Below are 20,446 nucleotides of genomic sequence, written 5' to 3'. Positions count from 1 at the left end.
TAACAATTTTTATTAGAACGATGCCCTTACACTGAATCCATATCTACGCTGCGATGGTCCGTTCATAAAGTCGAAACCACGACCGTTTCCGATACCGATACCGGCCACGTTAGGGTCAAAGTTCGCTCCGTCAGGAGTATTGTAGGCATCATACCACAAGTTGAAACCCTGAGCAGTCAATGTTAGTGCTCCAAATGGAGTTTTGTCCAAGAACTTCTTAGGGAAGGAGTAGGACAATGAAACTTCCTGTAAACGAATCACGGATGCATCATAGATCTTCAACTCTGCTGGCCCGAACAACAGGTTGCTGAAGTAATAGGTAGAGTTGTTGATCTGCAAGTTGTTAGGTGCTCCAGATGACTGGTTTACACCAGGTAATATATAGGTGTTTTCCCTGTTCTGGGTCTCTGTGATCAAACCACGACCCAATAGGGTTGCGATGGTGCTCGACATGATGTCCCCACCTTTCACATGCTGGATCTGGAAACCAAGGCTCCAGTTCTTGTAGGAAAGGTTGTTGAAGAAGTTCATGGTGTAATCCGGAATCGCATCCCCAATGATTGGAACGTTACCGTCATTGTCTTGCTCTGTGATCACATAGTTACCACCATTGTTTACCAAGAAGTTGCCGTTTTCGTCACGAGCAACGGCTGTACCTACAATGGTACCCAAGGACTCTCCTTCAATGGCAGCGTTTGCACCTACAAACAGTGCGGTACTACCAGCGTAGAAGATGATATCCTCTTCCTGCTCCTCAACGACTTCCTCGTTGGCAAAGAAGTTCACTCTTGTATTCCAGTTGAAACCATCCTGACCACCTCTAAAGATATCTATGCCCAAATCGGCCTCGATACCTTTGTTGCTGATCTGTCCAATGTTGGATTGGGTCAATGTAAATCCTGTGGAAGGAGGTAGTGGCTGGCTCACGATCAAGTCGTCGGTCCTTCTGTCGTAGTAAGTGAAATCAAAAGAAACCCTATTTTGCCAGAAGCGTGACTCGATACCGACTTCGAACTCTTTCAAAAGCTCTGGTTTCAAATCTGGGTTCGCCCTAAAGTTGTCCACTTGGTTATTGGTGATCTCACCACCTTCACCGTACACTTGGGTATTCTGCTCTACCACACTCACTGTTGGGTAGCCCGTTGGGAAGTTAGCAGAAGTTGCGTAACCGGCTCTCAACTTCAAGTAGTTAAGCCCATTTTCGGACTGCAGACCGCTGAAAGCTGCTGTAGGCAAGAAAGATACACTCACACCTGGATAGGTCAAGCTTCTGTTTTCGGTTGCCAAGTTGGATACCCAGTCTGTCCTAGTGTTCAAGTTCAAGAACAGCATGTTATCGTAATCAAAGGATACCTGTCCCAAAAGTCCCACAATGTTTCTCTTTTGAGAGAACTGGATGGGCAACTGGTTTTCGTAGTTGAAGTGTCTCTTGATACCGTATACGATCTGTCCAGTACTCGCAACCCCTTGCTGATCGAAGAAGTCGGAACGTGCGTTGGCACCTGCGATAAAGGTCATACCGATCTTTTCGGAAAGGTCATAGTTACCGTTAAGTGCCACGTAGTGGTCCCAAATGGTGTTGTTGTTATCGTAAGTGTTCAAGAATCCGAAGATTGCTTGGGTAAATGCAACCCCACCTCTGTTAGAGGAGTTTACGTTTCTTTCATTATAGTAATCAAGACCGGTTCTCCAGGTCAATCCAAGGTTCTCATTGATCTCGTAGTTCAAGGAAGCATTGAAGTTGAACCTGTTGGTCAAGTTGTTATAGGTTACATTCTTGGCGGTCCATCTTGGGTTGATGATATCGTTACCGTTACGGTAGTAGATACTGGAACCATCTTCGGGCTGCTCAAAGGGCAATCCCATGAGGTCCACACTCAAAGGGGTGAACAATACGTTACCGAATACGGAAAGTCCCAAGGAACCGTTACCCCTACTCGCAGCGATCGGTGGCGTTTTTACGTCACTTCTTGCATAGTTGGCAGTGGCCTGAACCGTAAACTTGTTGGAAAGCTTGGACTGTCCACCAACGGAGAAGTTGAAACGGTTAAGGGAGTTACCCGGAGTAAACCCTTCCTCGTCCAAATAACCGATGTTGGCATTGAAGGTAGTGTTCCCGTCCTCTGAAGCTCCGGCTATGTTCACCGAAGTGTTCAACGTTCTACCGGGACGCATAAACTCTTCCACGGAGTTGTAAGGTCTCCAGTCGTACCTTTGGTTGGCAAACTGCTGTGCCAAGGCACCTGTACCTGTATTGGGTCCTCCAGGGTTTAGGAAAGCTGAAGATGCGTAAGGGTGCAACAATGTACCCTGATCATCAATAGCGGGTTGGTTGCCCCAACCGGAAACACCATCACGATCGAAACTAGGTCCCCAGTTACTGAAGAACCATCCGAAGGATTGGTCAAAACCGTTACCAAATTTCTGTTGGTAATCGGGCAATGATGCAAACTCGTTAGCAAAGAACGATTGGCTAACCGTAATTTCGGTCTTCTTTGGACCTACTTGACCGGCACCTGCCTTGGTAGTGATCAAGATCACACCGTTTCGTCCCAACGTACCATACAATGTGGTAGCAGCAAGACCTTTCAACACTTCCACATTGGCAATGTTGTTAGGGTCGAGATCCAAGAAACGGGAAGGAGCGGGGTTACCGTCCAAAAAGTTTCCAGGAGAGTTGGTGTCGTTACTAAAAGGTACACCGTCAACAATGAAGAGCGCTTGGTTACTTCCACTAAAGGAACTAAAACCCCTAATGGTAACGTTGGTACCGGAACCGGATGTACCACCTCCAGAGGTAATCTGTACACCTGCGGCCTTACCGTTAAGAACCCTGGCAACATCACCCTCGGAGCGGTTCTCTATCTGGTCGGCACCTACGGAGGTCACCGAATAACCCAGTGCCTTTTTCTCCCGTTTGATACCTTGGGCAGTAACAACCACCTCTTCTAGGGCTTGGGTGTCTTCCACCATTTGGACATTGATTACGTTCCCGGAACCTACAGGTCTCGAGGCAGGTCTCTGCCCGATATAGGTAAAGAGTAACGTCTGTCCTTCCCTTGCGCTGATGGCATAGTTACCATCAAAATCAGTTTGGGTACCAGTGCTGGTCCCTTCAACGACAATGTTGACCCCAGGAAGCGGCAGCCCATCGGCGTCCGTAACCGTACCTGTAATCGTCTTGTCTTGTGCATAGGATATATGCACAACAAACGCCAATAATAGCGTTAACAATCCATTAAGTTTTGTTCTCATTGTTAAATTATTTGAATTAGCTAGTTGCTAAAATCATAATTTCATGTTAATAATCCAAACTAATTTTATAAAATCTTTAAGAAGCCGCCCTTAAATGAAATAACCGCAAAAACTGTAATATTCATTAACAACTATATAATTTAAAGGGGGTAGAATTGTTTTAAATGAAATTTAAACGTATAAGCCGGTCATTTGCTAGGGGTGATGATTTTTCTTACATGAATTTGGGCGGTTTTGGATTATAATGCGTGTTTAAGGGCTTAGCTGTTAGAGTAATGTTAAGGTGTTTTATTTGTTCGATGAAACCCTGTTGAGATTATACCTTAATATATATACTTGAAAATTTGAGCTTAGATGAGGAATTGGTCGTAAGGACAACCGATGTGCGTGGCAGTTTTTTGCTTCTAATTGTTCGGTACAATTGACCTTGGTTCGGTAGGTTGCCAACTTTTTTTACGGTATGTTGAAATTTAATGGCTACGGATTTGAATTATTGGGAAATATCACTACATTTGCAGCCCTCAAAATGAGGGTTATTTAGTTTTTTAAAAGAAATTTAATGCCAACAATTTCACAATTAGTACGAAAAGGAAGGGCCACAATTACCAAGAAGAGTAAATCGGCTGCTTTGGATTCGTGTCCTCAACGAAGAGGGGTTTGTACGCGTGTTTACACTACTACGCCTAAGAAACCGAACTCTGCAATGCGAAAAGTTGCAAGGGTAAGGTTGACCAATGGTAAAGAGGTGAACGCATACATCCCTGGTGAAGGTCACAACCTCCAAGAGCACTCGATAGTATTGGTTAGAGGCGGAAGAGTAAAGGATTTGCCTGGTGTGCGATATCATATCGTTCGCGGTGCATTGGATACCGCAGGTGTTGCGGGAAGAACGCAACGACGATCTAAGTATGGTGCAAAGCGTCCTAAAAATTAATCATTTTTAAGAAGAAGCGATGAGAAAAAAGCAGGCAAAAAAGAGACCTTTATTACCAGACCCAAAATTTAACGATCAACTTGTGACACGTTTTGTGAACATGATGATGTGGGACGGTAAAAAATCTATTGCGTTCAAGATTTTCTACGATGCGATCGATATCGTAGATGAAAAAAATACTGACGAAGAAAAAACCGGATTGGAGCTTTGGAAAGATGCACTTTCCAATGTAATGCCACACGTAGAGGTGCGAAGTAGAAGAGTGGGTGGTGCTACCTTCCAAATCCCGATGCAGATTCGTCCAGATAGAAAAATTTCTACTGCCATGAAGTGGTTGATCAGTTACTCCAGAAAGCGTAACGAAAAATCTATGGCGCAGAAATTGGCAGCTGAAATTTTGGCGGCCGCCAAAGAAGAAGGTGCTGCTGTGAAGAAAAGAGTGGATACACACAAAATGGCCGAGGCCAATAAAGCATTCTCACACTTTAGATTCTAAACAATACAATGGGAAGAGATTTAAAATATACAAGGAATATAGGTATTGCAGCTCACATTGATGCTGGAAAGACAACTACTACAGAACGTATTCTTTTCTATACAGGTGTGAGTCATAAGATTGGGGAGGTGCACGATGGTGCAGCGACCATGGACTGGATGGAGCAAGAGCAAGAGCGTGGTATTACCATTACCTCTGCGGCTACCACCTGTACTTGGAAGTTCCCCATGGAGAATGCGCAGACATTGCCAGATACAAAAGATTACCACTTTAATATTATCGATACTCCCGGACACGTGGATTTCACGGTTGAGGTAAACCGTTCCCTTCGTGTGTTGGATGGATTGGTGTTCTTGTTCAGTGCCGTTGACGGTGTTGAGCCACAATCTGAAACCAACTGGAGATTGGCCGATAATTATAAAGTGCCACGTATCGGTTTCGTGAACAAAATGGACCGTCAAGGAGCCAACTTCTTGGCTGTTTGTAAGCAGGTTCGTGAAATGTTGGGCTCCAATGCGGTGCCAATCGTATTGCCAATTGGTGACGAAGCAGATTTTAAAGGTATTGTGGATTTGGCCAAGAACAGAGCTGTTGTTTGGCACGAAGATAACTTCGGTTCTACATTTGATGTTGTGGATATTCCAGCAGAAATGCAGGACGAGGTTAGGGAGCATAGAGCTGCCTTGATCGAAGCTGTTGCGGAATATGACGAGCAATTGATGGAGAAATTCTTCGAGGACGAAGATTCCATCACTGAAGAAGAAGTACATGCCGCACTACGTGCTGCTGTAATGGATAGGGCCATCATTCCTATGGTTTGTGGTTCTTCCTTTAAAAATAAAGGTGTTCAGTTCTTGTTGGACGCTGTATGTAGATACCTTCCTTCTCCATTGGATAAGGATGATATCATCGGTGTGAACCCTGATACTGAAAAAGAAGAAAGAAGAAAACCAGATCCTAAAGAACCATTTGCCGCTTTGGCATTTAAGATTGCTACGGATCCTTTCGTAGGGCGTTTGGCATTCTTTAGAGCTTACTCGGGTCGTTTGGACGCTGGTTCCTATATTTTGAACAACCGTTCAGGTAACAAAGAGCGTATTTCACGTATCTATCAAATGCACTCCAATAAGCAAAATGCCATCGATTTTATCGAAGCTGGAGATATTGGTGCTGCTGTTGGATTTAAAGATATCAAGACTGGAGATACCCTATCGGACGAAAAGCATCCAATTGTTTTGGAAAGTATGCAATTCCCCGATCCAGTAATCGGTATTGCGGTTGAGCCAAAAACAAAGGCTGATGTTGATAAGTTAGGTATGGCTTTGGCTAAATTGGCCGAAGAAGATCCAACTTTCCAAGTAAAAACAGATGAAGCTTCCGGACAGACAATCATTTCCGGTATGGGTGAGTTGCACTTGGATATTATCTGTGATCGTTTGAAACGTGAGTTCAAGGTAGAAGTAAACCAAGGTCAACCTCAGGTAGAGTACAAAGAGGCTATTACGGCTTCTGCTGACCACAGGGAGACTTACAAGAAACAAACAGGTGGTAGAGGTAAATTTGCGGACATCGTATTTACCTTGGAGCCTGCAGAGGAAGGTAAGACAGGTCTTGAATTTGTTAACGAGATAAAAGGTGGTAACATTCCTAAGGAATTTGTTCCGTCTGTAGAAAAAGGATTCAAGGAGGCTATGAAAAATGGTCCTTTGGCCGGATTCGAAATGGACGCCATGAAAGTTACCCTTAAAGATGGTTCCTTCCACGCGGTGGATTCCGATCAACTTTCGTTTGAGCTTGCAGCCAAGCTTGGTTACAAAGCAGCTGCCAAGAAAGCAAAAGCGGTAATTTTGGAGCCTATCATGAAGTTGGAAGTGCTTACCCCTGAAGAAAACATGGGTGACATTGTTGGTGACTTGAACCGAAGAAGAGGTCAGGTTAACAGCATGTCCGACAGAGCAGGAGCAAAAGTTGTTAAAGCTGAAGTGCCACTTTCCGAAATGTTCGGATATGTGACTTCCTTGAGGACATTGTCTTCCGGTAGGGCTACATCAACCATGGAGTTTTCGCACTATGCAGAAACACCTACCAACATTGCAGAGGAAGTAATCAAATCAGCTAAAGGAGTAACCGCTTAATTTTTCAGCAAGATGAGTCAAAAAATTAGAATAAAATTGAAATCTTACGATCACAATTTGGTGGACAAATCTGCTGAAAAGATCGTAAAAACAGTAAAGACTACGGGTGCTGTGGTAACTGGACCGATTCCGTTGCCAACCCGCAAGAAGATATTTACGGTTTTGCGTTCACCCCACGTGAACAAAAAGGCTAGGGAGCAGTTCCAATTGAGCTCTTACAAGAGGTTGTTGGACATTTACAGCTCTTCATCAAAAACCATCGACGCCCTTATGAAGCTTGAGCTTCCCAGTGGTGTGGAGGTTGAGATAAAAGTCTGATAATACCTTTTCCACTATAGGTGGGAATCACATGTCCCGAACGATGGTTCGGGAAAAACGGAGAAAGAAAAGAATCTGGGTCAGAGCAGAATTGTTTTCTTGACCCAATTTTTTTGCCAAGAAATTGGCTAGAGTTATAAAAAGTAAATAATTGTTAATTAATTAAATATGTCTGGGTTAATAGGTAAGAAAATCGGTATGACCAGCATTTTCGACGAGAATGGAAAGAACGTTCCATGTACCGTTTTGGAAGCTGGACCATGCGTGGTTACCCAAGTCAGAACCGAAGAGGTAGACGGGTACAAAGCCCTTCAACTAGGTTTCGATGACAAGGCAGAAAAACGTGCTAACAAGGCCGAAACAGGTCACTACAAAAAAGCAGGTACTTCTCCTAAAAAGAAAGTCGTTGAGTTCCAAGGGTTTGAAGGTGAATACAAATTAGGAGATACCGTTGGTGTTGATCTGTTTGTAGAAGGAGAGTTTGTTGATGTAGTTGGTACATCAAAAGGTAAAGGATTCCAAGGTGTTGTAAAACGTCATGGTTTCGGTGGAGTTGGACAAGCAACCCACGGTCAGCACAACAGATTGAGGGCCCCTGGTTCCATCGGTGCGGCTTCTTATCCATCCAAAGTAGTTAAAGGTCTTCGTATGGCCGGAAGAATGGGTGGTGAAAGAGTGACAGTTCAAAACTTGAAAGTATTGAAAGTGGTTCCTGAGAAAAATCTTTTGGTAGTAAAAGGATGTGTTCCAGGTCACAAGAATGCTTACGTAACAATTCAAAGGTGGCAATAATGAAGGTAGCAGTTTTAGATATCACAGGAAAAGAAACAGGTAGGAAAGTAGAGCTTTCTGACGATGTTTTTGCGATAGAGCCTAATGAGCACGCTATCTATTTGGATGTGAAGCAATACTTGGCCCACCAAAGGCAAGGAACGCACAAGGCCAAAGAAAGAGCGGAGATCGCTGGTAGTACCAGAAAGATTAAAAAACAAAAAGGTACAGGTACCGCAAGGGCCGGTAGTATCAAATCCCCTGTATTTAGAGGGGGAGGTAGAATTTTTGGTCCAAGACCAAAAGACTACACCCAAAAGTTGAACAAGAACATGAAGCGATTGGCGAGAAAATCGGCCTTGAGCTTGAAGTCCAAAGAGCAATCTTTGATGGTTGTGGAAGACTTCAATTTTGAAGCGCCAAAAACCAAGGACTTCGTTAAATTCTTGTCTTCCTTGGGAATAGAAAATAAAAAGTCTCTTATTGTGTTGGGCGGTACAAATAATAACGTATATTTGTCGTCGCGCAATTTGGACCGCTCCGAAGTCGTAACTGGTTCAGAATTAAACACTTACAAAATTGTTAATGCAACAAGTTTGGTGTTGACCGAAAGCGCTTTGGAAGGAATTGAATCGAACCTAAAGAAATAGAACAATCATGAGTGTGTTGATAAAACCGATAATTACGGAAAAAATGACCGCTGACAGCGAGCTTTTCAATCGCTATGGTTTCTATGTAAACCCTAGTGCCAACAAGCTTGAGATCAAAGAAGCGGTAGAGGCTACTTATGGTGTTTCTGTGGAAAAGGTAAGAACCATGAACTATGGGCCAAACCGTAAGAGTCGTTATACAAAAACCGGTATTCAGCATGGTAAAACGAATGCTTTGAAAAAAGCGATTGTTGATGTAGCTGAAGGTGATATTATTGATTTTTACAGTAATCTATAAAGACGAGAAATGTCAGTTAGAAAATTAAAACCGATAACCCCTGGTCAGCGTTTTAGAGTAGTAAACGGATTTGACGCGATTACTACTGATAAGCCGGAGAAAAGCTTGCTTGCTCCGATAAAAAAGACGGGTGGTAGGAACAGTCAAGGAAAAATGACCATGCGCCATAAAGGTGGTGGTCACAAAAGAAGATATCGAATCATCGATTTCAAAAGGGACAAGCAAGGTGTAGAGGCCACTGTGGTTTCCATTCAGTATGATCCCAACAGAACTGCATTTATCGCCTTGGTAGAGTACAAGGATGGTGAAAAAAGATATGTGGTTGCCCAAAACGGATTGCAGGTAGGTCAGACCATTCAGTCTGGAACTGGGTCTGCTCCTGAAATTGGAAATGCGCTTCCGTTGAGCGAAATTCCTTTGGGTACCATTGTGTCCTGTATCGAATTGAGACCGGGTCAAGGAGCTATCATGGCTCGTAGTGCCGGTACTTTTGCCCAGTTGATGGCGAAAGACGGAAAGTTTGTGACCATGAAATTGCCTTCTGGTGAATCCAGAATGGTGTTGGCTACATGCTTGGCGACCATTGGTGCGGTATCCAACTCAGACCATCAGTTGCTTGTTAGCGGTAAGGCCGGTAGAAGCAGATGGTTGGGTAGAAGACCAAGAACCAGACCAGTAGCAATGAACCCTGTCGATCACCCAATGGGAGGTGGTGAAGGTAGAGCTTCCGGAGGTCACCCAAGATCTAGAAACGGTATTCCTGCAAAAGGATTCAGAACCCGTTCTAGAACTAAGGACACCAATAAGTATATCGTAGAACGTAGAAAGAAATAAAAGAAAAGTAAATGGCACGTTCGTTAAAAAAAGGACCATACGTTCATTATAGCTTGGAGAAAAAAGTCCAGGCCAATATAGAATCAGGTAAGAAATCAGTTATCAAAACGTGGTCTAGAGCCTCTATGATAACGCCAGACTTTGTTGGGCAGACCATCGCGGTGCATAACGGTAGACAATTTGTCCCTGTTTTTGTTACTGAAAATATGGTAGGTCACAAACTTGGGGAATTTTCACCTACAAGATCTTTCAGGGGTCATGCAGGAGCTAAAAACAAAGGTAAAAAGTAAGTAAGCTATGGGAGTTCGTAAAAGAGAAATGGCCGAAAGGTTAAAAGAAGAGAAAAAGCAACTTGCTATTGCAAAGCTTAACAATTGCCCAACCTCTCCAAGAAAGATGCGTTTGGTCGCTGACTTGGTAAGAGGAAAGCAGGTTGAGTTGGCTTTGGCTACCCTAAGATTTAACCCAAAGGAAGCTTCTAGAAAATTGGAAAAACTTTTGCTTTCTGCAATTGCCAATTGGGAAGCCAAAAATGAGGGTGCTGATATCGAAGCTGCCGATCTTTACATCAAGGAAATCCGTGTTGATGGAGGAACCATGTTGAAAAGACTAAGACCAGCTCCACAAGGTAGGGCACATAGAATCAGAAAGCGTTCCAATCATGTTACTATGATCTTGGAGGCCAATAACAACGTTCAAAGCTAGAAGAATAATATGGGACAGAAGACCAATCCAATAGGAAATCGCTTAGGAATTATCAGAGGATGGGAATCCAACTGGTATGGAGGAAATGATTATGGCGATAAACTGGCTGAAGACGATAAAATCAGAAAGTACCTTTATGCACGTTTGGCCAAAGCCAGTGTATCTAGGGTCATCATAGAAAGAACCTTGAAATTGATTACCATTACCATTACCACCGCAAGGCCAGGTATCATTATTGGTAAGGGAGGACAAGAGGTTGATAAACTTAAGGAAGAGCTTAAGAAAATCACCAACAAAGAGGTCCAAATCAATATTCACGAGATCAAGAGACCTGAGCTTGATGCCAATTTGGTTGCTGCGAGTGTAGCAAGACAGATTGAGAGCAGGATTTCATACAGAAGAGCCATTAAAATGGCCATTGCAGCTGCAATGCGTATGAATGCCGAAGGTATCAAGATTCAGATTTCCGGACGTTTGAACGGTGCTGAAATGGCACGTTCCGAATCTTACAAGGAAGGAAGGATTCCATTGTCCACTTTCCGTGCCGATGTAGATTATGCATTGCACGAGGCTCACACTACCTACGGAAGATTGGGTGTTAAGGTGTGGATCATGAAAGGAGAGGTTTATGGAAAAAGAGAACTTTCCCCATTGGTAGGATTGAGCAAGAGTCAAGGAAAAGGCGGCAAGGAGAATAAGAAACCTCGTCGTAGAAAGTAATTAAGATAAAGTAAGGTAAGATGTTACAGCCAAAAAGAACAAAATTTCGTAAGGCCCAGAAAGGGCGTATGAAGGGAATTTCCCAAAGAGGCCACCAACTTTCCAATGGAATGTTCGGTATCAAGTCCTTGGATTCTCACTTCATTACTTCCCGTCAAATCGAGGCTGCACGTATCGCTGCGACAAGATACATGAAGAGACAAGGTCAGTTGTGGATCAAAATATTCCCGGACAAGCCCATCACTAAAAAGCCTCTAGAGGTACGTATGGGTAAGGGTAAAGGAGCTCCGGAATATTGGGTGGCCGTGGTTAAACCTGGTCGTATCATGTTCGAAATTGCCGGTGTGCCTATGGACGTTGCACAAGAAGCCTTGAGGCTTGCAGCGCAAAAGTTGCCGGTAAAGACCAAGTTTGTCGTAGCAAGGGATTATTCCGCCTAATTTTTAATTGAGAAGAAAGATGAGACAATCAGAAATAAAAGAACTTTCAATTGAAGAGCTAAAGGAGCGATTGGCAGAGTTCAAAAAACAACATGCCGATCTTAAAATGGCGCACGCTGTTACACCTTTGGAAAATCCTTTACAGATCAGAAAGACTAGAAGGACGGTAGCAAGACTTGCAACTGAATTAACTAAAAGGGAATTACAATAATCGGTTCTGCCTTATGGAAAACAGAAATTTAAGAAAAGAAAGAATAGGCGTTGTTACCAGCAACAAAATGGAGAAATCGATAGTGGTTTCTGAGGTAAAACGAATGAAGCACCCTATGTACGGGAAGTTCGTTTTGAAGACCAAAAAATATGTTGCGCACGACGAAAAGAACGATTGCAACGAAGGTGATACCGTCAAAATAATGGAAACACGACCATTGAGCAAAACAAAATGCTGGAGGTTGGTAGAAATCCTAGAAAGAGCTAAATAATTATGGTACAGCAAGAATCAAGATTAAGGGTTGCGGACAATACCGGTGCAAAAGAAGTTTTGACCATCCGCGTACTAGGAGGAACGAAAAGAAGATACGCTTCCGTAGGTGACAAAATTGTTGTTACCGTAAAAGAGGCTACTCCAAACGGTACTGTAAAAAAAGGTTCTGTTTCTACGGCGGTTGTTGTAAGGACCAAGAAAGAAGTAAGAAGACCTGATGGTTCTTACATCCGTTTCGACGACAACGCATGCGTGTTGTTGAACCCAACCGGGGAGATGAGGGGAACCCGTGTGTTTGGCCCTGTTGCGAGAGAGTTGAGGGACAGACAATTCATGAAGATTGTTTCATTGGCGCCTGAAGTGCTATAACAGAAATATCAGAAAGATGAAGTTGAAAATAAAAACAGGGGATACGGTAAGAGTCATTGCGGGAGACCACAAAGGCAGCGAAGGTAAAGTACTTCGTGTAGACCGTGAAAAGAACAAAGCTATCGTGGAAGGCGTCAACGAGGTGTCCAAACACGAAAAGCCAAGTGCGAACAATCCTCAAGGAGGCATAACAAAAAAGGAAGCTCCGATGCACATTTCCAATCTTTCCTTGATCGACCCAAAATCTGGTGAGGCAACTCGCGTAGGGTACGAAGTAAGGGACGGAAAGAAAGTGCGTGTTTCCAAAAAATCCAATGAAGTAATTTAGTCATGAGTTACATTCCAAGATTAAAGCAAGAATATAAAGAGCGTGTGATCAAGGCGCTGACCGAAGAATTTGGTTACAAGAACGTAATGCAGGTTCCTAAGTTGCAAAAGATTGTGGTAAGCCGAGGTGTCGGTGCTGCTGTGTCCGATAAAAAACTTATCGACCATGCGGTGGACGAGTTGACCAACATTACAGGTCAGAAAGCGGTAGCTACCCTTTCCAAAAAAGACGTTGCCACGTTCAAATTGAGAAAAGGAATGCCAATTGGTGCAAAAGTGACCCTTAGGGGAGAGCGTATGTACGAGTTTTTGGATAGATTGATCACAACTGCCCTTCCAAGGGTACGTGATTTCTCCGGAGTGAAAGCCACTGGTTTTGATGGTAGAGGTAACTACAATTTGGGTGTTACCGAACAAATCATCTTCCCTGAGATCAATATCGACAGAATCAACAGAATCAACGGAATGGACATTACGTTCGTTACCACAGCTGAGACTGATAAAGAAGCAAAATCATTGTTAACCGAACTGGGAATACCCTTTAAAAAGAACTAGTATGGCCAAGGAATCAATGAAAGCCCGCGAAAGAAAAAGGGCTAAAATGGTAGAAAAATACGCCGAGAAAAGAAAGGCGCTAAAGGAAGCGGGAGATTATGAGGCTTTGCAAAAGTTGCCAAAGAATGCTTCTCCTGTGCGCATGAGGAACCGTTGCAAATTGACCGGTAGACCTCGTGGATACATGAGAACTTTTGGTATATCCAGGGTAATGTTCAGGGAAATGGCCAACAAAGGCTTGATTCCCGGTGTTAAGAAGGCAAGTTGGTAATTTAGATAAAGAAAAGAAATGCTTACAGATCCAATTTCAGATTATTTGACCAGATTGAGAAATGCCAACAAGGCAGGTCATAGGGTTGTAAATATCCCAGGTTCCAATCTTAAGAGACAGATTACCAAAATATTGTTCGATCAAGGCTATATTTTGAGCTACAAGTTCGAGGAAAACGAAGTACAGGGCAATATCAAAATCGCCTTGAAGTACGATAAATTTACCAAGGAGCCTATCATTAAAAAATTGCAGCGGGTAAGTAAGCCCGGTCTGCGAAAGTATTCAAGCTCTAACGATTTGCCTAGGGTATTGAACGGATTGGGCATCGCCATCGTTTCCACTTCCCACGGAGTTATGACGAGCAAGCAAGCCCAGCAAGAGAACGTAGGTGGCGAGGTATTGTGCTACGTATATTAATTGAGAAAAGAGAAGAAAAATGTCTAGAATAGGTAACAGTCCAGTTAAAATTCCTGAGGGAGTCACTGTAGAAGTGAAGGATTCCTTGGTTACTGTAAAAGGTAAATTGGGAGAGCTTACACAAGAGTTTTCAGGAATTGACGTAAAAGTCGAGGACGGAAGTGTTGTTTTGGAAAGACCTTCCGATGATAACAATCACAAAGCAAAGCATGGGTTATACCGCGCTCTTATCAATAATATGGTAGAAGGTGTGACCAATGGTTGGACCAAGGAATTGGAATTGGTTGGAGTTGGTTACAGAGCCAGCAACCAAGGACAGAAATTGGATTTGGCCCTAGGATTTTCTCATAACATCATTTTGGACATCGCTCCAGAAGTGAAAATTGAGACCATCTCCGAAAAAGGGAAAAACCCTATCGTAAAACTAACGTCTCACGACAAACAATTGGTGGGCCAAGTGGCTGCCAAGATCAGATCCTTCCGTAAGCCAGAGCCTTACAAAGGAAAAGGTGTGAAGTTTGTTGGCGAGCAATTAAGAAGAAAAGCAGGTAAATCAGCTTAATAATTAAGACTATGGGATTATCTAAGACTGAAAGGAAATTACGCATCCGAAGAAGAATACGCAAAGTATCCTTCGGAACTGAAGCAAGACCAAGGCTGTCTGTTTTCAGGAGCAATAAAGAAATATACGCCCAGTTGATTGACGACAATAAAGGTGTAACTTTGGCGGCGGCTTCGTCCAGGGACAAAGATGTCGATTCCAAAGGAACCAAGTCCGAAATCGCGACAAACGTGGGAAAGGCCATAGCCGAAAAGGCCCTTAAGCTTGGTGTTGACGCCGTTGCTTTTGATAGGGGGGGGAACCTATATCACGGAAGAGTAAAATCATTGGCTGAAGGAGCTAGGGAAGCCGGACTAAAATTTTAAGAAACTATGTACCAGAATTACAAGAACGTAGAGATAGTTAAGCCAGGTGGACTGGAGTTGAAAGACCGTTTGGTTGGAGTGCAAAGGGTTACCAAGGTAACAAAAGGAGGTAGAGCCTTTGGTTTTTCAGCAATAGTTGTGGTAGGTGACGAGAACGGAGTAGTTGGACATGGTTTGGGTAAATCCAAAGAAGTTGCTACGGCTATCGCCAAGGCTATCGAGGATGCCAAAAAGAACTTGGTTCGCATTCCATTGAACAAGGCTACATTACCTCACGAGCAAAAAGGAAAGTTCGGTGGTGCACGGGTATACATTAAGCCTGCATCCCATGGTACCGGGGTTATCGCCGGTGGTGCCGTAAGGGCCGTATTGGAAGCAGTGGGTGTTCAGGATGTATTGTCCAAGTCTCAGGGTTCTTCCAACCCGCACAACGTGGTAAAAGCTACTTTTGACGCTTTGTTGCAATTGAGAAGTGCAGATACTGTGGCAAAACAAAGAGGAGTTTCTTTGGAAAAAGTCTTTAAAGGATAAATAGAGGATATTATGTCAAAGATAAAAGTAAAGCAAGTAAAGAGCGGTATCAAAAAACCACAGGACCAAAAAAGGACCTTGGAAGCTCTTGGATTGAAAAAAATCGGACAGGTAGTTGAGCACGAAGCGACTCCCAGTATCCTTGGAATGGTAAATAAGGTAAAACACTTGGTTTCCACAGAGGAAGCTTAAAATATAAAGGCACATGGATTTGAATAATCTTAAACCAGCGGATGGCGCTGTGCACAAAGAAGGAAAACGTGTAGGACGAGGAGAAGGTTCCGGTAAAGGAGGAACTGCTACCCGTGGGCACAAAGGAGCCAAGTCTAGATCTGGATATTCCAAAAAGATTGGTTTCGAAGGTGGTCAGATGCCATTGCAAAGACGTGTACCCAAATTCGGTTTCAACAACAGGAACAGAAAAGAGTACACAGGAGTCAATTTGGGCAAACTACAGGAATTGGTGGACAAAGGAGCCGTGAAAAACGAGGTTACCTTGCAAACACTAATGGACAACGGTTTGGCCCACAAAAACGATTTGGTAAAGATATTGGGCGATGGCGAATTGAAGGCCTCCCTAAAAGTATCCGTACATAAATTTACCGCTTCCGCCAAAGCTGCCATCGAGTCAGCAGGAGGTGAGGCGATAAGTTTATAAGACATTGCAGCATGAAGAAATTTATTGAGACCATATCAAATATCTGGAAGATTGATGAACTGAGACAACGTATCATCGTAACCTTGGGGCTGTTGTTGGTATACCGATTTGGTGCCCAAGTAGTCCTTCCCGGTATTGATACCGCCCAGTTGGCGGAATTATCCTCGAACACTGAAAATGGTATCTTGGGTATTCTGAATGCTTTTACAGGGGGAGCCTTTGCAAATGCTTCGGTATTCGCTTTGGGTATTATGCCCTACATCTCCGCCTCCATTGTGGTGCAGTTGATGGGAATTGCGATTCCTTATCTTCAAAAACTACAAAAGGAAGGGGAAAGCGGAAGAAAAACCATCAATCAGATTACCCGTTGGTTGACCATCGGTATCTGTATTGTTCAAGCTCCCGCTTATTTGTACGGTCTTGGTGCCCTAGGTGTGCCGGATAGCGCATTTGTTTTGGGCAAAGGTTTGGATTTTATTGTTCCAGCAGTTATCATATTGGTAACAGGATGTGTGTTTGCCATGTGGTTGGGTGAAAAAATCACCGATAAGGGAATCGGTAACGGTATCTCCCTTTTGATTATGGTGGGTATCATCGCAACATTGCCACAGGCATTTGCTCAGGAATTTGTTTCCAGAACGACCAATAATACGGGTGGAATCATGTTCATGTTGATCGAGGTCATCATTTGGTTCTTGGTCATCTTGGCCAGTGTGTATTTGACAATGGCCGTGAGACAGATTCCAGTGCAGTACGCTAGAAGAACAGCCTCTGGCGGATACGAAAAGAACGTAATGGGAGCAAGACAGTACATTCCGCTAAAACTGAATGCATCTGGAGTAATGCCCATTATCTTTGCACAAGCGATTATGTTTGCGCCAAGTTTAATTGGTAGAACATTTAACGATACCGCTGCAGGACAATGGATGGAAGTACAGTTTGCCGATATCTTCGGACTGGCGTACAATATCCTTTTCGCGGTATTGATCATCATATTCACCTACTTCTACACAGCGATCACTGTGCCTACCAATAAAATGGCCGATGATTTGAAAAGAAGTGGAGGATTTATTCCAGGTATCCGCCCAGGAAAGGAAACAGGCAACTACTTGGACAAAATCATGTCGCTCATCACCTTGCCCGGTTCCATCTTTTTGGCACTGTTGGCCGTATTGCCGGCCGTTGTGGTAAAACTGATGGACGTACAAGCCGGATGGGCATTGTTTTATGGAGGTACATCACTGTTGATTATGGTCGGTGTAGCTATAGATACAGTACAGCAAGTTAATTCGTATTTGTTGAACAGGCATTATGACGGATTGATGAAAACCGGAAAGAACAGAAAAGTAGCATAATTTATGGCAAAGCAGCCAGCAATAGAACAAGACGGGACTATTATTGAAGCATTGTCCAATGCAATGTTCAGGGTAGAATTGGAAAACGGACACGTGGTAACGGCACACATCTCCGGAAAAATGAGAATGCACTATATCAAGTTGCTTCCAGGAGACAAAGTGAAGTTGGAAATGAGTCCATACGATTTAACAAAAGCAAGAATTACGTATAGATACTAGTTACATGAAAGTAAGAGCATCAATAAAGAAGAGAAGTGCCGACTGCAAGATTGTTCGCAGAAAGGGCAGATTGTATGTAATCAACAAAAAGAATCCTAGATTTAAACAAAGACAAGGGTAATTATGGCAAGAATTGCAGGGGTAGATATACCTAAACAAAAGCGTGGCGTTATTGCGCTGACCTACATCTTCGGAATAGGAAAAAGCAGGGCGCAAGAAATTTTGGCAGCAGCCCAAGTAAGCGAAGATACCAAGGTTTCTGACTGGACCGATGATGAAATTGGAAAGATCAGGGAAGCCGTTGGATCTTACACAATTGAAGGGGAGCTTCGCTCAGAAACCTCAATGAACATCAAACGTTTGATGGACATCGGTTGTTACCGTGGAATTCGCCACAGATCTGGATTGCCGTTAAGAGGTCAGCGTACCAAGAATAACTCTAGGACCAGAAAAGGAAAAAGAAAAACAGTTGCCAACAAGAAAAAAGCAACTAAATAATAAGAACATAGTCATTAGTATTTAGACGTTAGAAGAATCTGTTTGAAATGTAAAAGTCTAGGATTCCAATAACTAAGAGCTAACACTAGAAACTAAAAAATATGGCAAAAGCAAGTAAAACTACAACCAAGAAGCGCAAAGTAGTAGTAGATGCTACCGGAGAGGCGCATGTAGTTGCATCTTTCAACAACATCATTATCTCCCTTACCAATAAAAAGGGTGATGTAATTTCATGGTCTTCCGCTGGGAAGATGGGATTCCGAGGCTCTAAAAAGAACACTCCCTACGCTGCCCAGGTAGCCGCAGAGGATTGTGCCAAAGTTGCTCACGAAGCTGGATTGAGAAAAGTAAAGGTGTACGTTAAAGGACCAGGTAACGGTAGGGAATCCGCAATCCGTTCCATCCACAACTCAGGAATCGAGGTAACAGAGATCATCGATGTGACCCCACTTCCGCACAACGGTTGTAGACCACCTAAACGAAGAAGAGTTTAATTATCACAAATAGTTTTAATGGCCCCAAAAGGGTCTTCACCCGAAGGTGCAGTTAGATTATCGAAGGATAAGCCTTAATTCATAATCGCACTTTCAAATTAACAGAAGATGGCAAGATACACAGGACCAAAAACAAAAATCGCTAGAAAATTTGGAGAAGCGATTTTCGGAGACGACAAGTCATTCGAAAAGAAAAATTACCCTCCAGGACAACACGGTAACAACAGACGCCGTGGTAAAAAATCGGAATACGCTATCCAGTTGATGGAGAAGCAAAAAGCAAAATATACCTATGGTATTTTGGAAAAGCAATTCCGTAACCTTTTCGCAGAAGCAAAGAGAAAAGAAGGTGTAACCGGTGAGGTTCTGCTTCAATTGTGCGAATCCCGTTTGGACAACGTGGTATTTAGAATGGGAATTTCCCCATCCCGAAGAGGAGCGCGCCAATTGGTATCGCACCGTCACATTACCGTAAACGGAGAGGTAGTGAACATTCCTTCCTACTCCCTTAGGGCCGGCGATGTCGTTGGCGTTAGGGAAAAATCAAAATCCGTACAAGCCATTGTAGATTCTTTAGCTAATAACAGCAGTGTTTACGAATGGATTACATGGAACTCTGAAAAGAAAGAAGGTACTTTTGTTGCCGTTCCAGAAAGACTTCAGATCCCTGAGAATATCAAGGAGCAGCTGATCGTCGAATTATACTCTAAATAAGAATTCAACATTAATCCAATTATGGCATTACTTAATTTTCAGAAGCCCGATAAAGTTATAATGATCGATTCAACAGATTTCGAAGGGAAATTTGAATTCCGCCCTTTGGAACCTGGTTATGGATTAACAGTTGGGAATGCGCTGAGAAGGGTTTTGCTTTCCTCCTTGGAAGGTTTTGCCATCACTTCTGTGCGCATAGATGGAGTTGAACATGAATTTTCAGTGATATCTGGCGTTGTAGAAGACGTTACAGAAATCATTTTGAACCTGAAACAAGTAAGGTTCAAAAGACAAATTGATGATGTTGAAAGCGAGACTGTATCAATTTCCGTTAGCGGAAAAGAACAAATGACCGCTGGTGATTTCCAGAAGTTCATTTCGGGATACCAAGTGTTGAACCCAGATTTGGTAATCTGCAACATGGACCCCAAGGTGAACATCAACATGGAAATCGTTATCGAGAAAGGTCGTGGTTATGTTCCTGCTGAGGAAAACAAAAAATCCAATGCACCTTTGGGCAGCATTGCGGTAGATTCTGTTTACACTCCCGTAAAGAACGTAAAGTACAGCATCGAAAACTACAGGGTGGAGCAAAAGACCGACTATGAAAAGTTGGTTTTCGAAATCATCACCGATGGTTCCATTCATCCAAAGGATGCCTTGACAGAGGCCGCCAAAGTTTTGATTCACCACTTTATGTTGTTCTCCGATGAGCGTATCACCCTTGAGGCTGATGAAATCGCACAAACAGAGACCTACGATGAGGAATCCTTGCACATGCGTCAGTTGTTGAAGACCAAATTGGTGGATATGGACTTGTCCGTAAGGGCACTGAACTGTTTGAAAGCCGCTGAAGTGGATACTTTGGGAGATTTGGTTTCCTTCAACAAAAACGATTTGATGAAGTTCAGGAACTTCGGTAAAAAATCATTGACCGAATTGGAAGAATTGGTCATCAACAAAGGCCTACAATTTGGTATGGACCTTTCCAAATACAAATTAGATAAAGATTAATAATCATATTTTGCTCTCCTGCACAACAGGATTTGGTAGCAAGATGATAACTTAGAA

At 43.2% G+C, this 20,446-nt stretch carries 32 protein-coding genes; 31 read left to right on the top strand and 1 reads right to left on the bottom strand.

The features are described from left to right. Positions 1–12: 12 nt before the first annotated feature. The gene (locus tag GGE08_RS08700; RefSeq protein WP_179384483.1) at positions 13–3,255 is read right to left on the bottom strand and encodes a SusC/RagA family TonB-linked outer membrane protein; all 3,243 of its coding nucleotides are present in this window, start codon (positions 3,253–3,255) and stop codon (positions 13–15) included. A 559-nt stretch (positions 3,256–3,814) separates the two neighbouring features. On the opposite strand from GGE08_RS08700, the gene rpsL reads away from it, so the two are divergent. The 31 genes from rpsL to GGE08_RS08545 all read left to right on the top strand — a co-directional run bounded on the left by rpsL (position 3,815) and on the right by GGE08_RS08545 (position 20,389). Continuing rightward, positions 3,815–4,189 (top strand): 30S ribosomal protein S12, encoded by a 375-nt coding sequence (gene rpsL, locus GGE08_RS08695; RefSeq protein WP_014032016.1) that lies wholly within the window; start codon positions 3,815–3,817, stop codon positions 4,187–4,189. Between the two features lie 19 nt (positions 4,190–4,208). Continuing rightward, positions 4,209–4,685, top strand: a complete 477-nt coding sequence (rpsG, locus tag GGE08_RS08690) for a 30S ribosomal protein S7 (RefSeq protein ID WP_179384482.1) — start codon at positions 4,209–4,211, stop codon at positions 4,683–4,685. A gap of 8 nt (positions 4,686–4,693) precedes the next feature. Beyond that, complete coding sequence (gene fusA, locus GGE08_RS08685; protein WP_179384481.1) at positions 4,694–6,820, top strand: elongation factor G; 2,127 nt, start codon at positions 4,694–4,696, stop codon at positions 6,818–6,820. Between the two features lie 12 nt (positions 6,821–6,832). Continuing rightward, the gene (gene rpsJ, locus GGE08_RS08680; RefSeq protein ID WP_108246808.1) at positions 6,833–7,138 is read left to right on the top strand and encodes a 30S ribosomal protein S10; all 306 of its coding nucleotides are present in this window, start codon (positions 6,833–6,835) and stop codon (positions 7,136–7,138) included. A 168-nt stretch (positions 7,139–7,306) separates the two neighbouring features. Next, a complete protein-coding gene (gene rplC / locus GGE08_RS08675; protein ID WP_179384480.1) occupies positions 7,307–7,930 on the top strand; it encodes a 50S ribosomal protein L3 in 624 nt (207 codons plus the stop codon). Next, positions 7,930–8,559, top strand: a complete 630-nt coding sequence (gene rplD, locus GGE08_RS08670; RefSeq protein ID WP_179384479.1) for a 50S ribosomal protein L4 — start codon at positions 7,930–7,932, stop codon at positions 8,557–8,559. Before rplC ends, rplD begins: the two co-directional genes overlap by 1 nt. A gap of 7 nt (positions 8,560–8,566) precedes the next feature. Beyond that, positions 8,567–8,857, top strand: coding sequence for a 50S ribosomal protein L23 (gene rplW, locus GGE08_RS08665; protein WP_179384478.1), 291 nt, complete (start codon positions 8,567–8,569; stop codon positions 8,855–8,857). 9 nt (positions 8,858–8,866) lie between these two features. Beyond that, the gene (gene rplB / locus GGE08_RS08660) at positions 8,867–9,691 is read left to right on the top strand and encodes a 50S ribosomal protein L2 (protein WP_127140088.1); all 825 of its coding nucleotides are present in this window, start codon (positions 8,867–8,869) and stop codon (positions 9,689–9,691) included. Positions 9,692–9,702: 11 nt separating this feature from the next. Next, positions 9,703–9,981: a 30S ribosomal protein S19 gene (gene rpsS, locus GGE08_RS08655; RefSeq protein WP_127140087.1), complete on the top strand. Its 279-nt coding sequence runs from the start codon at positions 9,703–9,705 to the stop codon at positions 9,979–9,981. 7 nt (positions 9,982–9,988) lie between these two features. Continuing rightward, a complete protein-coding gene (gene rplV, locus GGE08_RS08650; RefSeq protein WP_127140086.1) occupies positions 9,989–10,396 on the top strand; it encodes a 50S ribosomal protein L22 in 408 nt (135 codons plus the stop codon). A 9-nt stretch (positions 10,397–10,405) separates the two neighbouring features. After that, positions 10,406–11,116 carry a 30S ribosomal protein S3 gene (rpsC, locus tag GGE08_RS08645; protein WP_127140085.1) on the top strand — a complete coding sequence of 237 codons (711 nt, stop codon included), beginning with the start codon at positions 10,406–10,408 and terminating at the stop codon, positions 11,114–11,116. Between the two features lie 20 nt (positions 11,117–11,136). Further along, positions 11,137–11,556, top strand: a complete 420-nt coding sequence (gene rplP, locus GGE08_RS08640) for a 50S ribosomal protein L16 (RefSeq protein ID WP_127140084.1) — start codon at positions 11,137–11,139, stop codon at positions 11,554–11,556. A 19-nt stretch (positions 11,557–11,575) separates the two neighbouring features. Next, positions 11,576–11,767, top strand: a complete 192-nt coding sequence (rpmC, locus tag GGE08_RS08635; RefSeq protein WP_014032004.1) for a 50S ribosomal protein L29 — start codon at positions 11,576–11,578, stop codon at positions 11,765–11,767. A gap of 13 nt (positions 11,768–11,780) precedes the next feature. After that, a complete protein-coding gene (gene rpsQ, locus GGE08_RS08630; protein WP_100816200.1) occupies positions 11,781–12,038 on the top strand; it encodes a 30S ribosomal protein S17 in 258 nt (85 codons plus the stop codon). Positions 12,039–12,040: 2 nt separating this feature from the next. Then, complete coding sequence (gene rplN / locus GGE08_RS08625) at positions 12,041–12,409, top strand: 50S ribosomal protein L14 (RefSeq protein WP_127140083.1); 369 nt, start codon at positions 12,041–12,043, stop codon at positions 12,407–12,409. 16 nt (positions 12,410–12,425) lie between these two features. Further along, entirely contained in the window at positions 12,426–12,737 is a 312-nt protein-coding gene (rplX, locus tag GGE08_RS08620) for a 50S ribosomal protein L24 (protein WP_218847515.1), read from the top strand. 2 nt (positions 12,738–12,739) lie between these two features. Beyond that, positions 12,740–13,291, top strand: a complete 552-nt coding sequence (rplE, locus tag GGE08_RS08615) for a 50S ribosomal protein L5 (RefSeq protein WP_179384477.1) — start codon at positions 12,740–12,742, stop codon at positions 13,289–13,291. Position 13,292: 1 nt separating this feature from the next. Next, a complete protein-coding gene (rpsN, locus tag GGE08_RS08610) occupies positions 13,293–13,562 on the top strand; it encodes a 30S ribosomal protein S14 (RefSeq protein ID WP_036379829.1) in 270 nt (89 codons plus the stop codon). Between the two features lie 18 nt (positions 13,563–13,580). Then, complete coding sequence (gene rpsH / locus GGE08_RS08605; RefSeq protein ID WP_127140080.1) at positions 13,581–13,979, top strand: 30S ribosomal protein S8; 399 nt, start codon at positions 13,581–13,583, stop codon at positions 13,977–13,979. 19 nt (positions 13,980–13,998) lie between these two features. Then, positions 13,999–14,541, top strand: a complete 543-nt coding sequence (rplF, locus tag GGE08_RS08600; protein ID WP_179384476.1) for a 50S ribosomal protein L6 — start codon at positions 13,999–14,001, stop codon at positions 14,539–14,541. 11 nt (positions 14,542–14,552) lie between these two features. Further along, complete coding sequence (rplR, locus tag GGE08_RS08595) at positions 14,553–14,906, top strand: 50S ribosomal protein L18 (RefSeq protein WP_179384475.1); 354 nt, start codon at positions 14,553–14,555, stop codon at positions 14,904–14,906. 6 nt (positions 14,907–14,912) lie between these two features. Beyond that, positions 14,913–15,437, top strand: a complete 525-nt coding sequence (rpsE, locus tag GGE08_RS08590; RefSeq protein ID WP_127140077.1) for a 30S ribosomal protein S5 — start codon at positions 14,913–14,915, stop codon at positions 15,435–15,437. A 12-nt stretch (positions 15,438–15,449) separates the two neighbouring features. Continuing rightward, entirely contained in the window at positions 15,450–15,629 is a 180-nt protein-coding gene (gene rpmD, locus GGE08_RS08585; protein ID WP_179384474.1) for a 50S ribosomal protein L30, read from the top strand. Between the two features lie 13 nt (positions 15,630–15,642). Beyond that, positions 15,643–16,095, top strand: a complete 453-nt coding sequence (gene rplO, locus GGE08_RS08580) for a 50S ribosomal protein L15 (protein WP_127140075.1) — start codon at positions 15,643–15,645, stop codon at positions 16,093–16,095. Between the two features lie 11 nt (positions 16,096–16,106). After that, positions 16,107–17,450, top strand: coding sequence for a preprotein translocase subunit SecY (secY, locus tag GGE08_RS08575; RefSeq protein ID WP_179384473.1), 1,344 nt, complete (start codon positions 16,107–16,109; stop codon positions 17,448–17,450). Between the two features lie 3 nt (positions 17,451–17,453). Beyond that, entirely contained in the window at positions 17,454–17,669 is a 216-nt protein-coding gene (gene infA / locus GGE08_RS08570) for a translation initiation factor IF-1 (protein ID WP_014031991.1), read from the top strand. A 4-nt stretch (positions 17,670–17,673) separates the two neighbouring features. Then, on the top strand, positions 17,674–17,790 hold the full coding sequence (ykgO, locus tag GGE08_RS08565) for a type B 50S ribosomal protein L36 (protein ID WP_010519235.1): 117 nt from the start codon (positions 17,674–17,676) through the stop codon (positions 17,788–17,790). 2 nt (positions 17,791–17,792) lie between these two features. Then, positions 17,793–18,167 (top strand): 30S ribosomal protein S13, encoded by a 375-nt coding sequence (rpsM, locus tag GGE08_RS08560; RefSeq protein WP_179384472.1) that lies wholly within the window; start codon positions 17,793–17,795, stop codon positions 18,165–18,167. A 101-nt stretch (positions 18,168–18,268) separates the two neighbouring features. Beyond that, a complete protein-coding gene (gene rpsK, locus GGE08_RS08555; RefSeq protein WP_179384471.1) occupies positions 18,269–18,661 on the top strand; it encodes a 30S ribosomal protein S11 in 393 nt (130 codons plus the stop codon). Between the two features lie 108 nt (positions 18,662–18,769). Then, the gene (rpsD, locus tag GGE08_RS08550) at positions 18,770–19,375 is read left to right on the top strand and encodes a 30S ribosomal protein S4 (RefSeq protein WP_179384470.1); all 606 of its coding nucleotides are present in this window, start codon (positions 18,770–18,772) and stop codon (positions 19,373–19,375) included. A gap of 21 nt (positions 19,376–19,396) precedes the next feature. Beyond that, positions 19,397–20,389 carry a DNA-directed RNA polymerase subunit alpha gene (locus GGE08_RS08545; RefSeq protein WP_179384469.1) on the top strand — a complete coding sequence of 331 codons (993 nt, stop codon included), beginning with the start codon at positions 19,397–19,399 and terminating at the stop codon, positions 20,387–20,389. Positions 20,390–20,446 lie beyond the last annotated feature (57 nt).

This window comes from Allomuricauda sp. ARW1Y1 (assembly GCF_013407935.1).
Lineage (GTDB): Bacteria > Bacteroidota > Bacteroidia > Flavobacteriales > Flavobacteriaceae > Flagellimonas.
The sequence above is the reverse complement of the archived record's forward strand: the minus strand, read 5'-3'. Positions and strand labels throughout refer to the sequence as shown.